10 protein-coding genes are annotated in these 13,585 nt (G+C 72.1%); 9 read left to right on the top strand and 1 reads right to left on the bottom strand.

Annotated elements, in window-relative coordinates; translation table 11 throughout:
• Positions 1–9: 9 nt before the first annotated feature.
• The 9 genes from EF903_RS06080 to EF903_RS06120 all read left to right on the top strand — a co-directional run bounded on the left by EF903_RS06080 (position 10) and on the right by EF903_RS06120 (position 12,037).
• A complete protein-coding gene (locus tag EF903_RS06080; RefSeq protein ID WP_125541685.1) occupies positions 10–2,031 on the top strand; it encodes a biotin carboxylase N-terminal domain-containing protein in 2,022 nt (673 codons plus the stop codon).
• 11 nt (positions 2,032–2,042) lie between these two features.
• Positions 2,043–2,969 carry a hydroxymethylglutaryl-CoA lyase gene (locus tag EF903_RS06085; protein WP_125541701.1) on the top strand — a complete coding sequence of 309 codons (927 nt, stop codon included), beginning with the start codon at positions 2,043–2,045 and terminating at the stop codon, positions 2,967–2,969.
• 8 nt (positions 2,970–2,977) lie between these two features.
• Positions 2,978–4,138 (top strand): acyl-CoA dehydrogenase family protein, encoded by a 1,161-nt coding sequence (locus EF903_RS06090; RefSeq protein WP_185902542.1) that lies wholly within the window; start codon positions 2,978–2,980, stop codon positions 4,136–4,138.
• Positions 4,139–4,471: 333 nt separating this feature from the next.
• The gene (locus EF903_RS06095; RefSeq protein WP_125541688.1) at positions 4,472–5,515 is read left to right on the top strand and encodes an ABC transporter substrate-binding protein; all 1,044 of its coding nucleotides are present in this window, start codon (positions 4,472–4,474) and stop codon (positions 5,513–5,515) included.
• A gap of 166 nt (positions 5,516–5,681) precedes the next feature.
• Positions 5,682–6,587 (top strand): siderophore-interacting protein, encoded by a 906-nt coding sequence (locus EF903_RS06100; protein WP_125541689.1) that lies wholly within the window; start codon positions 5,682–5,684, stop codon positions 6,585–6,587.
• 306 nt (positions 6,588–6,893) lie between these two features.
• On the top strand, positions 6,894–8,375 hold the full coding sequence (locus EF903_RS06105; RefSeq protein ID WP_125541690.1) for an aspartate aminotransferase family protein: 1,482 nt from the start codon (positions 6,894–6,896) through the stop codon (positions 8,373–8,375).
• Positions 8,359–9,669, top strand: a complete 1,311-nt coding sequence (locus EF903_RS06110) for a lysine N(6)-hydroxylase/L-ornithine N(5)-oxygenase family protein (RefSeq protein ID WP_125541692.1) — start codon at positions 8,359–8,361, stop codon at positions 9,667–9,669. Before EF903_RS06105 ends, EF903_RS06110 begins: the two co-directional genes overlap by 17 nt.
• On the top strand, positions 9,666–10,256 hold the full coding sequence (locus EF903_RS06115) for a GNAT family N-acetyltransferase (RefSeq protein WP_125541694.1): 591 nt from the start codon (positions 9,666–9,668) through the stop codon (positions 10,254–10,256). The genes EF903_RS06110 and EF903_RS06115 overlap by 4 nt, the downstream gene beginning before the upstream one ends.
• On the top strand, positions 10,253–12,037 hold the full coding sequence (locus EF903_RS06120) for an IucA/IucC family siderophore biosynthesis protein (RefSeq protein ID WP_125541696.1): 1,785 nt from the start codon (positions 10,253–10,255) through the stop codon (positions 12,035–12,037). The genes EF903_RS06115 and EF903_RS06120 overlap by 4 nt, the downstream gene beginning before the upstream one ends.
• Before the next feature lie 62 nt (positions 12,038–12,099).
• On the opposite strand, the gene EF903_RS06125 is transcribed toward EF903_RS06120, so the two are convergent.
• Positions 12,100–13,575, bottom strand: a complete 1,476-nt coding sequence (locus EF903_RS06125) for a beta-N-acetylhexosaminidase (protein WP_260614880.1) — start codon at positions 13,573–13,575, stop codon at positions 12,100–12,102.
• Between the last annotated feature and the right edge of the window lie 10 nt (positions 13,576–13,585).

Below are 13,585 nucleotides of genomic sequence, written 5' to 3' on the forward strand. Positions count from 1 at the left end.
ACCCCCAAGATGTTCAGCACTGTCCTTGTGGCCAACCGGGGCGAGATCGCGGTCCGGGTCATCCGCACCCTGCGCGAGCTCGGCATCCGGTCGGTGGCCGTCTTCAGCGACGCCGACGCGGACGCCCGCCACGTGCGGGAGGCCGACACGGCCGTCCGGATCGGGCCCGCCGCCGCCTCCGAGAGCTACCTGTCCGCGGAGCGGCTCCTGGAGGCGGCCCGGCGGACCGGCGCCGAGGCCGTCCACCCCGGCTACGGCTTCCTCGCGGAGAACGCCGCCTTCGCGCAGGCCTGCACGGAGGCCGGGCTGGTCTTCATCGGCCCGCCCGCGTCCGCGATCTCCCTGATGGGCGACAAGATCCGGGCCAAGGAGACCGTCCGGGCGGCGGGCGTGCCCGTGGTCCCCGGCTCCTCGGGGAGCGGCCTGTCGGACGCCGAGCTCGCCGAGGCCGCCGAGAAGATCGGCATGCCGGTCCTGCTCAAGCCGTCCGCGGGGGGCGGCGGCAAGGGCATGCGGCTGGTGCGCGACGGGGCGGTGCTCGCGGAGGAGATCGCGGCGGCCCGCCGCGAGGCCCGCTCCTCCTTCGGCGACGACACCCTGCTCGTGGAGCGCTGGGTCGACCGGCCCCGCCACATCGAGATCCAGGTGATGGCCGACGCCCACGGCAACGTCGTCCACCTCGGCGAGCGCGAGTGCTCGCTCCAGCGGCGCCACCAGAAGGTCATCGAGGAGGCCCCGTCCGTCCTGCTGACCCCGCAGATCCGGGCCGCGATGGGCGCCGCGGCCGTCGAGGCGGCCCGCGCGTGCGGGTACGTCGGCGCGGGCACCGTCGAGTTCATCGTCCCCGGCGGCGACCCCTCCTCCTACTACTTCATGGAGATGAACACCCGCCTCCAGGTCGAGCACCCGGTGACCGAGCTGGTCACCGGCCTGGACCTGGTCGAGCTCCAGCTGCGGGTCGCCGCGGGCGGCGAACTCGGCCTCACCCAGGACGACGTGCGGCTGACCGGGCACGCGATCGAGGCCCGCGTCTGCGCGGAGGACCCGGCCCGCGGCTTCCTGCCGTCGGGCGGCACGGTCCTGGCGCTGTCGGAGCCGTCGGGGCGGACCGTGCGGACCGACTCCGGGCTGGCGGCCGGGGTGGACGTGGGCTCCACGTACGACCCGATGCTGTCGAAGGTGATCGCGTACGGGCCCGACCGGGCGGCGGCGCTGCGCGTCCTGCGCGGCGCGCTGGCCGACACGGTGATCCTGGGCGTGCAGACGAACGCCGGCTTCCTGCGCCGGCTGCTGGCCCACCCGGACGTGGTCTCGGGGAACATGGACACCGGGCTCGTCGAGCGCGACCTGCCGGGCCTCCTGCCGGACGGGGTCCCGCCCGAGGTGTACGCGGCCGCCGCCCTGCTGGCCCGCGAGCCCGCCCCGGACGCGGCGGCCGGGCAGCGGTGGGCGGATCCGTTCTCCGCAGCCGACGGCTGGCGCCTCGGCGGCACCCCGGCCTGGACGCTCCACCACTTCCGCCTGCCCGGCCGGGACCCGGTCACCGTCCGCACCCGCCGTCTCGGCGCGGAGCTGGAGATCGAGCACCCGGGCGCAGAGGACGGCCCGGTCCGCGGCCGGATCGTCTCCCGCACCGCCGACCGGCTCACCGTCGAACTCGACGGCGCCACGCACACCTTCGGCCACGCCGCCTCCCCGGAGGGCGTCTGGCTCGGCCGCGACGGCGACAGCTGGCACGTCCAGCACCACGACCCCGTCGCGGCGGCGCTCGGCGGCCGCGGCCACGCGGGCGCCGACACGCTGGCCGCGCCGATGCCGGGCACCGTCACCGTCGTCAAGGTCGCGGTCGGCGACAAGGTCGCCGCCGGGCAGAGCCTGCTCGTCGTCGAGGCGATGAAGATGGAGCACGTCATCTCCGCCCCGCACGCCGGCACGGTCGCCGAGCTGGACGTCTCCCCCGGGACGACCGTCGCCATGGACCAGGTCCTGGCCGTCGTCACCCCCGACGAGGACGAGGAGGCGGGCGCGTGAACGGGCTCCCGATGGCCGTCCCGGCCCCCGGCCTGCCCGCCCGGGTCCGCATCCACGAGGTCGGCGCCCGCGACGGGCTGCAGAACGAGCAGACGGCCGTCCCCACGGAGGTGAAGGCCGAGTTCATCCGCCGGCTGGCCGCCGCCGGGCTGCGCACCGTCGAGGCGACGAGCTTCGTCCACCCCAAGTGGGTGCCGCAGCTCGCCGACGCCGAACAGCTCTACCCGCGGCTCGCGGACCTCGCCGGGGCGGGCGTGCACCTGCCCGTGCTCGTGCCCAACGAGCGCGGCCTGGACCGGGCGCTCGCCCTGGGCGCCGACCGGATCGCCGTCTTCGGCTCGGCGACCGAGACGTTCGCGCGGCGGAACCTCAACCGGACCGTCGCCGAGTCCCTCGCCATGTTCGAGCCGGTCGTGGCCCGGGCCAAGGAGGGCGGCGCACACGTCCGCGGCTACCTGTCCATGTGCTTCGGCGACCCGTGGGAGGGGCCCGTGCCCGTCGCGCAGGTCGTCGGGGTGGCCAAGGCGCTGCTGGACCTCGGGTGCGACGAGCTGAGCCTCGGCGACACCATCGGCACCGGCACCCCCGGCCACGTGCGGTCCCTGCTCGCCGCCCTGAACGGGGCGGGCGTGGCGACCGACCGGATCGGCGTGCACTTCCACGACACCTACGGCCAGGCCCTCGCCAACACCCTCGCCGCGCTGGAGCACGGGGTGGCCACCGTGGACGCCTCCGCGGGCGGCCTCGGCGGCTGCCCGTACGCGAAGAGCGCCACCGGCAACCTGGCCACCGAGGACCTGGTGTGGATGCTCGACGGCCTCGGCATCGAGACCGGGGTCGACCTGGCCGCCCTCACCGCCACGAGCGTGTGGATGGCCGAACGGCTGGGGCGGCCCAGCCCCTCCCGCACCGTCCGCGCCCTCTCCCACAAGGAGTGAAAGACACCATGTCCCTCGACCACCGCCTGACCCCCGAGCACGAGGAGCTCCGCCGCACGGTGGAGGCGTTCGCGCACGACGTCGTCGCGCCGAAGATCGGCGACTTCTACGAGCGGCACGAGTTCCCGTACGAGATCGTGCGCGAGATGGGCCGCATGGGCCTGTTCGGCCTGCCCTTCCCCGAGGAGTACGGCGGCATGGGCGGCGACTACCTCGCCCTCGGCATCGCCCTGGAGGAGCTGGCCCGCGTCGACTCCTCGGTCGCGATCACCCTGGAGGCGGGCGTATCGCTGGGCGCGATGCCGCTGTACCTCTTCGGCTCCGAGGAGCAGAAGAGGCAGTGGCTGCCCAAGCTGTGCTCGGGCGAGGTGCTGGGCGCGTTCGGCCTGACCGAGCCGGGGGCCGGCTCGGACGCCGGCGGCACCCGCACCACGGCCGTCAAGGACGGCGGCGAGTGGGTGATCAACGGCTCGAAGTGCTTCATCACCAACTCGGGGACGGACATCACCGGCCTGGTCACGGTCACGGCCGTCACCGGCCGCAAGGCCGACGGCCGTCCGGAGATCTCCTCGATCATCGTGCCGTCCGGCACGCCCGGCTTCACGGTCGCCGCCCCGTACTCCAAGGTCGGCTGGAACGCCTCCGACACCCGCGAGCTGTCCTTCGACGGGGTGCGGGTCCCGCTGGAGAACCTGGTCGGCGAGGAGGGCCGCGGCTACGCCCAGTTCCTGCGCATCCTCGACGAGGGCCGCATCGCCATCTCGGCGCTGGCGACGGGCCTGGCGCAGGGCTGTGTGGACGAGTCGGTGAAGTACGCGAAGGAGCGGCAGGCCTTCGGCCGGCCGATCGGCGACAACCAGGCCATCCAGTTCAAGCTGGCGGACATGGAGATGCGTGCGCACATGGCCCGGGTGGGCTGGCGTGACGCCGCGTCCCGGCTGGTGAACGGCGAGCCGTTCAAGAAGGAGGCGGCCATCGCGAAGCTGTACTCCTCGACGGTCGCCGTCGACAACGCGCGGGACGCCACGCAGATCCACGGCGGCTACGGGTTCATGAACGAGTACCCGGTGGCCCGCATGTGGCGCGACTCCAAGATCCTGGAGATCGGGGAGGGCACGAGCGAGGTCCAGAGGATGCTCATCGCGCGCGAGCTGGGCTTCGCCGGCTGACCCGCGGGCACACGGCGGCCGGGGGCCGGCGCAGGGGAACGATCCTGCGCCGGCCCCCGGCCCTTTTGCTCTGCGGCAATTCGTTTTCTGCCGAATTGCCGGGTCCGCAGCGGAATGCCTTTCACGCCCGAAGCCGACGGACCGGCAATTCCCTTTCACCGGGATGCACTTCACGGAATGGGGGGATCACGGAAGGTCTCCCGCAGATCACGATTGGCGCTCGGGCGCGGACCCGGCCTTGCATCCCCGCCGGAGATCCCTTTAGGTTAGGCTTACCTTCCCCACCGAACGGCCCGTTTCGGCCGCCCGGCACGTATGAAAGCGGACACCGACATGCCCAAGTCCCGTACCTCCTACCTCACCCGTCGCGGCCTGATCGCCGCCGGCGGCGCCCTCGGCCTCGTCGCGGCGCTGACCGCCTGCGGAGGCACCGACAAGGCGAAGAGCGGCGGCGACGCGGACAAGGGCGCCGCGGCGTCGGGCGCCTGGACCTTCAAGGACGACCTGGGCAAGGACGTCAGCCTGAAGGCCGCCCCGAAGAACGTCGTGGCCTACACCGGCACCGCGGCGGCGCTGTACGACTACGGCGTCTCGGTCAAGGGCGTCTTCGGCCCGACCAGGACCGCCGACGGCAAGCCCGACGTGACGGCCGGCTCGATGGACATCTCCAAGGTCGAGATCCTCGGCAACGTCTACGACGAGTTCAACGTCGAGAAGTACGCCTCCCTGGCGCCCGAGCTGCTCGTCACCAACACCTGGGACGGCACCTACTGGTACGTGCCCGAGGCCTCCAAGGACAAGATCCTGGCGCTGGCCCCGGCCGCCGCGATCGGCGTGGGCGGCGACGCCTCCATGGACAAGTCCCTGGCCCGCACCGCCGACCTGGCGAAGGCCCTGGGCGCCGACCTGAACAGCAAGAAGGTCACCGACGCCAAGGCCCGCTTCGAGGCCGCCGCCGGCAAGGTCCGCGAGGCCACGAAGGCCAACCCGGGCATCAAGGTGCTCGTCGGCTCCGGCTCGGACGCGCTGTTCTACGTCTCCACCCCGAAGACCTCCGCCGACCTGAAGTACTTCGAGACCCTCGGCGTCGAGTTCGTCACCCCCGAGCAGGACAAGCTCGACCAGGGCGGCTTCTTCGAGAGCCTCAGCTGGGAGAACGCCGGCAAGTACAAGGCCGACCTCGTCCTCCTCGACAACCGCACGGGCACCCTCCAGCCCGACGCCCTGAAGGCCAAGCCGACCTGGAACGAGCTGCCCGCCGTCAAGGCCGGCCAGGTCGCCCCGCGCGTGACCGAGCCGATCTACTCCTACGAGAAGTGCGCGCAGGTCCTGGAGGACCTCGCCAAGGCCATCCAGAACGCCAAGAAGGTCGGCTAGCACCCCGCCCGGCCACACGGCCGGCGGGAAGAGGAATCCGGGACCCGGGCCCGCGGCCGACGCCGCGGGCCCTCGGTCCTGCCGCGGCACCGCCGCACCCATCCGGCGCCGGACCCCGCTGACCCGCGGTCCGGCGCCCGCCCGACACCCAGGGGGATCCACCCGCATGTCCGATTCCGCGTCCGGCGCCGCACCCGAGGCCGCGGCCGCCCACTTCCGCTTCTTCACCCCGGAAGTGCTGCGCACCCGCCGCCTCGGCCACTCCTTCCTGCGGGTCACCTTCGGCGGCGACGGCATGGCCGGCTTCCGCTCGGGCGGCTTCGACCAGAGCCTCTCCCTCTTCCTGCCGCCCGCCCACCGGATCCACACCGAACTGCCCTCCACCGCCGAGGACACCTGGTTCGCCGCCTGGCGCGGGATGCCCGACGGCGAGCGGCCGGTCATGCGCTCGTACACGGTCCGCGAACAGCGCGACGGGGACGGCGGCGCGGTCGAGGTCGACATCGACTTCGTGCTCCACGGCGACTCCTCCCCCGCCTCCGCCTGGGCCGCCCGGGCCGCCGCAGGCCACCGGATCCTGGCGATCGGCCCGGCGGTGGCGGGCAACAAGTCCGTGCGCTTCCAGCCGCCGGCGGGCACCGACGCGCTGGTGATGTACGCGGACGAGACGGCGCTCCCCGCCGCCGCCGCGATCCTGGAGCGCCAGGCGTCCGGGATGCGGGTGCGGGCGTTCTTCGAGGTCCCGCACGCCGACGACCGGCTCGACCTGGAGACCGCGGCCGACGCGGAGATCACGTGGATCGTGCGCGGGACCGGCCCCGGCCGCGCCGAGCGCGTCGTGGATGCGGTGCGCGCCGGCGAACTCCCGCAGGCGCAGCGCCCGTACGGCTGGCTCGCGGGCGAGGCGGGCACGGTCCGCGCCGTCCGCCGGCACCTGGTGCAGGAGCGCTCCCTCGACCGGCGCGCGGTGCGCTTCACCGGCTACTGGCGCCTGGGAGCCAGCGAGGAGCAGCTGCTCGCCGAGGCGTACGCGGGCAAGGCCGCCAGTGAGGACCCCGCCTCCGAGCTGTAGGGCCGCGGCGGGGCGCACCGGCGGCTTCCCGCCGGCGGGCTTCGGCCGGCGGGGGCGGCGGCGTTGCGGCGGGACGTCCGCCCGAGGGGTCTCCGGGCTTCGGGCTCCAGCGTCCTGCAAGCCGTCCGATACCCCGTCACCAGCGTTTCGGCTGCCGTCCCACCAGCAGCCTCCACGATTCTTCATGTCAAGGGGCCCGGCCGACTCCGACCGGGACCCACCCCCATTTGGCGCAATAATTAGGTTAGGCTAACCTAAGGCTCGCACCTGATCACCCCCCTCTTCCCCTGCCCCGGAGGAAAGTTGATGCGCTCGCATCTCCTGAATGAGACGACCGCGGAGCTCTACCGGCGTTCCGTCACCGAGGGCGTCGAGCGCGTCGCCGCGAAACTCGCGTCCACCCAGCGGCCCCACACCGGAATATCCGTCGACGAACTCGCCCCCGTGGTGAACGGAATCGACCTGGACCGCCCGCTGGAGGACCCGGCCGCAGTCCTGGACGAGCTGGAAGAGGTCTACCTGCGCGACGCGGTGTACTTCCACCACCCGCGCTACCTGGGCCACCTCAACTGCCCGGTCGTCATCCCCGCCGTCCTCGGCGAGGCGGTCCTCTCCGCCGTCAACTCCTCCCTGGACACCTGGGACCAGTCCATCGGCGGCACCCTCATCGAGCGCCGCCTCATCGACTGGACCGCGGCCCGCATCGGCCTCGGCCCGGACGCGGACGGCATCTTCACCTCCGGCGGCAGCCAGTCGAACTTCCACTCCCTGCTGCTCGCCCGCGACGAGGCCTGCCGCAAGGCCATGCAGGCCGCCGACCGCCCCCTCGCCAAGTCCGAGGTCCTGCCCCGCCTGCGCATCTTCACCTCCGAGGCCAGCCACTTCAGCGTCAAGAAGTCGGCCGCCATGCTCGGCATGGGCTACGAGGCCGTCATCGCCGTCCCCGTCGACCGCAACCGCCGCATGGACACCTCCGTCCTCGCGCTGGAACTGGAGGAGTGCGCCTCCGAGGGCCTCATCCCGATGGCCGTCGTCGCCACCGCCGGCACCACCGACTTCGGGTCCATCGACCCGCTCCCCGAGATCGCCCGCCTGGCCGCCGAGCACGGCACGTGGATGCACGTGGACGCCGCCTACGGCTGCGGACTGCTGGTCTCGCCCACCCGCCGGCACCTGCTGAACGGCATCGAGCACGCCGACTCGGTCACGGTCGACTACCACAAGTCCTTCTTCCAGCCCGTGAGCTCCAGCGCGATGCTGGTCCGCAACCGCGACACCCTCAAGCACGCCACGTACCACGCGGACTACCTCAACCCGCGCCGCATGGCCGAGGAGCGCATCCCGAACCAGGTCGACAAGTCCATCCAGACCACGCGCCGCTTCGACGCCCTCAAGCTCTGGATGACCCTGCGCACCATGGGCGCCGACGGCATCGGCTCCCTCTTCGACGAGGTCGTCGACCTGGCCTCCGCCGGCTGGGACATCATCGACGCCGACCCGCGCTACGAGGTCGTCGTCCGGCCGCAGATCTCCACCCTGGTCTTCCGCTACGTCCCCGCGGACGACGTGCGCCCCGACCTCGTCGACGAGGCCAACCTGCACGCCCGCAAGGCCCTGTTCGCCTCCGGCGAGGCCGTCGTCGCCGGCACGAAGGTCGACGGCCGGCAGTACCTGAAGTTCACCCTCCTCAACCCGCAGACCACCACGGCCGACATCGCGGCCGTGCTCGACCTCCTCGCGTCCCACGCCGAGCAGTACCTGGGAGAATCCCTTGTCCACGCCTCGTGAGCCCCGCCGGCCCCTCGACTTCATCGGTATCGGCCTCGGTCCCTTCAACCTGGGACTCGCCTGCCTGACCGCCCCGATCGACGAGCTCGACGGCCTCTTCATCGAGACGAAGCCGCACTTCGAGTGGCACGCGGGGATGTTCCTGGACGGCGCGCACCTGCAGACGCCGTTCATGTCGGACCTGGTCACCCTGGCCGACCCGACCTCGCCGTTCTCGTTCCTGAACTACCTCAAGGACCAGGACCGGCTGTACTCCTTCTACATCCGGGAGAACTTCTACCCGCTGCGGACCGAGTACAACGACTACTGCCGCTGGGCCGCCGACCGCCTGGAGAACGTGCAGTTCTCCACCTCCGTCACCGAGGTCTCCTACGACGAGCAGGCCGGCCTGTACGAGGTCCGCACCGACCGCGGCGAGACCCACCTGGCCCGCCGCCTGGTCCTCGGCACCGGCACCCCGCCGTACGTCCCGGCGGCCTGCGCCGGCCTGGGCGGCGACTTCTTCCACAACTCCGCCTACATGGAGAACAAGGCGGAGCTGCAGAAGAAGAAGTCGATCACCCTGGTGGGCTCCGGCCAGAGCGCCGCGGAGATCTACCACGACCTGCTGTCCGAGATCGACGTCCACGGATACCAGCTCAACTGGGTGACCCGCTCCCCGCGGTTCTTCCCGCTGGAGTACACCAAGCTCACGCTGGAGATGACCTCCCCGGAGTACGTGGACTACTTCCACGCCCTGCCCGAGGAGACCCGCTACCGGCTGGAGACGCAGCAGAAGAACCTCTTCAAGGGCATCGACGGCGAGCTCATCAACGCCATCTTCGACCTGCTCTACCAGAAGAAGGTCACCATGCCGGGCCCCGTCCCGACCACGCTGATGACCAACACCGCGCTGAACTCGGCGGCCTACGACACCACCACGGGCACCTACACGCTGGGCCTGCGCCAGGAGGAGCAGGAGCGCGACTTCTCCCTCGCCACGGACGGCCTCGTCCTCGCCACGGGCTACAAGTTCGTCCTGCCCGAGTTCCTCGCCCCGATCCGCGACCGCATCAACTTCGACGGCCACGGCCGCCCCGACGCGGCCCGCAACTACACGATCGACACGGCCGGCCGCGAGATCTTCCTCCAGAACGGCACCGTCCACAACCACTCGATCACCTCGCCGGACCTGGGCATGGCCGCGTACCGCAACGCGTACATCGTCAAGGAGCTGCTGGGCCGCGAGTACTACAAGGTCGAGAAGTCCATCGCGTTCCAGCAGTTCGCCGCCCCGGAAGGCGTGCACGCATGAGCACCACCACCGAGACCCTGTACGCCCGCACGGACGCCGTCCTCGGCTCCTTCGCGATCCGCGCCATGGACCCGCTGACCGACGCAGAGCTGCTCCACGGGTGGGTGACCCACCCGAAGGCGGCGTTCTGGATGATGCAGGACGCCTCCCTGCCCGACGTCGAGCGCGAGTACATGAAGATCGCCGCCGCCGAGCACCACGACGCGTTCATCGGCCTGCACGAGGGCCGGCCCGCGTTCCTGATGGAGCGCTACGACCCGAGCCGGCTGGAGCTGGTCGGCCTGTACGACGCCGAGCCCGGCGACGTCGGCATGCACTTCCTCGTCGCGCCCAGCGACACGCCCCTGCACGGCTTCACCCGCGCCGTGATCACCACGGTCATGGCGGCGCTGTTCGCCGACCCGGCCGTCCGGCGCGTCGTCGTCGAACCCGACGTCGACAACAAGGCCGTGCACGCCCTGAACGAGGCCGTCGGCTTCGTCCCGGAGCGCCCCGTGCAGAAGCCGGAGAAGACCGCCCTCCTCAGCTTCTGCACCCGCGAACAGTTCGAAGCGGCCACCGGCCTGATGACGGGAGCGTCGATATGAGCCTCGCCGACGCGATCTCCCACCTCTCCCCCGAGCTGTGGGCCCGCGCCAACCGCGCGCTGGTCCGCAAGGCCCTGGCGGAGTTCTCCCACGAGCGCCTGCTGGCCCCGCAGCCCCTGGAGGACGGATCCGGCTACCGGGTCCTCAGCGACGACGGCACGGTGGAGTACCGCTTCCGCGCCGTCCGGCACGCCCTGGACCACTGGGTCGTGGACGAGGCCTCCATCGTCCGCCTGAAGGACGGCTCCGAGGCCGAGCCGGACGCCCTCGACTTCCACATCGAGATGCGCGGGGCACTCGGCCTGAGCGACGAGGTCCTGCCGGTCTACCTGGAGGAGATCTCCTCCACCCTGGCGGGCACGGGCTTCAAGTACACCAAGCCGCAGGTGCCGGCCGCGGTCCTCGCGAAGTCCTCGTTCCAGGACATCGAGACGGGCATGACGGAGGGCCACCCCTGCTTCGTCGCCAACAACGGCCGCCTCGGCTTCGGCGTGGACGAGTTCCGCAGTTACGCGCCGGAGGCGGCGAGCCCCGTCCACCTGGTGTGGGTGGCCGCCCGCAAGGACGTCTCCACCTTCACGGCCGGCGCCGGCCTGGACCACGACTCCTTCATGCGCGCCGAACTGGGCGAGGAGGCCATCGCCGGGTTCGAGGCGAAGATGGCCGCGCTCGGCCTGGACCTGGCGGACTACCACCTGCTGCCCATCCACCCCTGGCAGTGGTGGAACAAGACGACCGTCACCTTCGCCGCGGAGATCGCGAACCGCCGCCTGGTGCTGCTGGGCGAGGGCGCGGACGCCTACCTGGCGCAGCAGTCCATCCGCACCTTCTTCAACACGAGCGCCCCCGAGAAGCACTACGTCAAGACGGCGATCTCGGTGCTGAACATGGGCTTCATGCGCGGCCTGTCCGCGGCCTACATGGAGGCCACCCCGGCCATCAACGACTGGCTGCACCGCCTCATCGAGAACGACGACGTCCTGCGGTCCGTCGACTTCTCGATCATCCGCGAGCGGGCGGCGATCGGCTACCACCACCGCCAGTACGAGCGGGCCACCGACCGGTACTCGCCCTACCGGAAGATGCTGGCAGCGCTGTGGCGCGAGTCGCCGGTGGGCTCCCTGAAGGAGGGCGAGCGGCTGGCCACGATGGCCTCGCTGCTGCACGTGGACGCCGAGGGCCGGTCGTTGGCCGCCGCGCTGATCGAGGAGTCGGGGCTGAGCCCGGCCGAGTGGCTGCGCCACTACCTGCGCGCGTACCTGGTGCCGCTGCTGCACTGCTTCTACCAGTACGACCTCGCGTACATGCCGCACGGCGAGAACACCATCCTCGTCATCGAGGGCGGCGTGGTGAAGCGGGCGATCTTCAAGGACATCGCCGAGGAGATCGTCGTCATGGACCCGGACGCGGTCCTGCCCCCGGCGGTCGAGCGGATCCGGGCGGACGTCCCGGAGGACATGAAGCTGCTGTCGATCTTCACGGACGTCTTCGACTGCTTCTTCCGCTTCCTGGGCTCGATCCTCGCGACCGAGGGCGTCTGCGACGAGGACACCTTCTGGAAGGCCGTCGCGGACTGCGGCCACGCCTACCAGGAGTCGATGCCGCAGCTCGCCGAGCGCTTCGCGCAGTACGACCTCTTCGCACCGGAGTTCCAGCTGTCCTGCCTGAACCGGCTCCAGCTGCGCAACAACAAGCAGATGGTCGACCTGGCCGACCCCTCCGCCGCCCTCCAGCTGGTCGGCACCCTGCGGAACCCCGTCGCGCCCTTCGCGCGGCGGTAGGCACGGAGCGGGCCGGTGTGCGACGACGGTCCCTCGCACACCGGCCCGCTCCCGCGCCGCCTCTACCGCCCTGCCTGCCAGGGCACGTCCGGCGCCCGGTGGTAGCCGATGCCCTGCGCCTCCATCCGCGGGGCCTGGGCGGCCAGCCGCGGCCCGTACTCCGCCCACTGGGGCGGCTCCTGGCTCCAGCCGAGCTCGGCCAGGCAGAGCACCCGCGGGAACGCCATGTACTCCAGGTCCTCGCGCGTCGCGACGGTCTCCGTCCACAGCGGCGCCTCGACCCCCAGCACCGCCTCGGCCGGCAGCCCGGCCAGGTACGCCCCCGGGTCCCACTCACAGGCCCGGCGCACCGGCACGTAGCCCGCCCAGGACAGGCCCGGCTTCGTGGCGGCGTCGTACTTCATGTCGAGGTACAGCCGGTCGGCCGGTGACAGGATCACCGGGTGGCCCGCCTTCCCGGCGGCCGCGACCCTCTCCTTCTCCGCCGCGCCGGTCCGGTCGTGGCCCCAGTACTGGAGCACCGCGCCCGGCGCCGGCCGCGCCCCGGCCAGCTGGTGCCAGGCCACCACCGTCTTGCCGTGCCGGGCGACCGCCTGCTGTGCCCGGTCCATGAACGCCGCGTAGTCGGCGGGCGCGGTGGCGGAGGCCTCGTCGCCGCCGATGTGCAGGTAGCGGCCGGGGGTGAGGGCGGCCACCTCGGCGAGGACGTCCTCGACGAAGTCGTAGGTCCGTTCGATCCCGGTGCACAGCGAGCTGAAGCCGACCCTGGTGCCGGTGTAGCGCGGGGGCGCCTTGCCGTCGCAGTTCAGCTCCGGGTAGGAGGCGAGCGCGGCGTTCACGTGCCCCGGCATGTCGATCTCCGGGACGACCTCCACGTACCGCTCGGCCGCGTACCGCACCAGGTCGCGGTACTCGTCCTTCGTCCAGTACCCGCCGGGCCCGCCGCCGACCTCGCTGCCGCCGCCGTACTCGGCCAGCCGCGGCCAGGAGTCGATCGCGATCCGCCAGCCCTGGTCGTCGGTGAGGTGCAGGTGGAGGGCGTTCACCTTGTACTGGGCGAGCTGGTCGACGTACCGCTTGGCCTGCTCCGCGGTGAAGAAGTGCCGGGCGATGTCGAGCATCGCCCCGCGGTAGGCGAACCGGGGCGCGTCGGTGACCGTGCCGCCGGGGACGGTGCCGGAGCCGGCGGCGGGCAGGAGCTGGCGCAGCGTCTGCCCGGCGTGGAAGAGGCCGGCCGGGGTGCGGGCGGTGAGGGTGACGGCGCGCGGGCCGGACTCCAGCCGGTAGCCCTCGCCGCCGAGGTCCGGGGCCGAGGGGTCGAGGCGCAGCTCGATCCCGCCGCCCGCGGGGGCGTCGACGACGGGCAGCGGCAGGCCGGTGGGGCCGCGGAGCTGCTCGGCGAGGAGTTCGCCGACCCGGCGGACCTCCGCGTTGCCGGTGCGGCCGGTGCGGACGACCGTGCCCGGCCCGAGGACGTGGCCGGATCCGGACGCCCGGACGGAGGCCGGGGACGGCAGGAGCTGCCCGAATCCGGCCACGTCCTCGGGC

Origin of the sequence: Streptomyces sp. WAC05292 (assembly GCF_003949955.1) — a bacterium.
Classification (GTDB): Bacteria; Actinomycetota; Actinomycetes; order Streptomycetales; family Streptomycetaceae; genus Streptomyces; species Streptomyces globosus.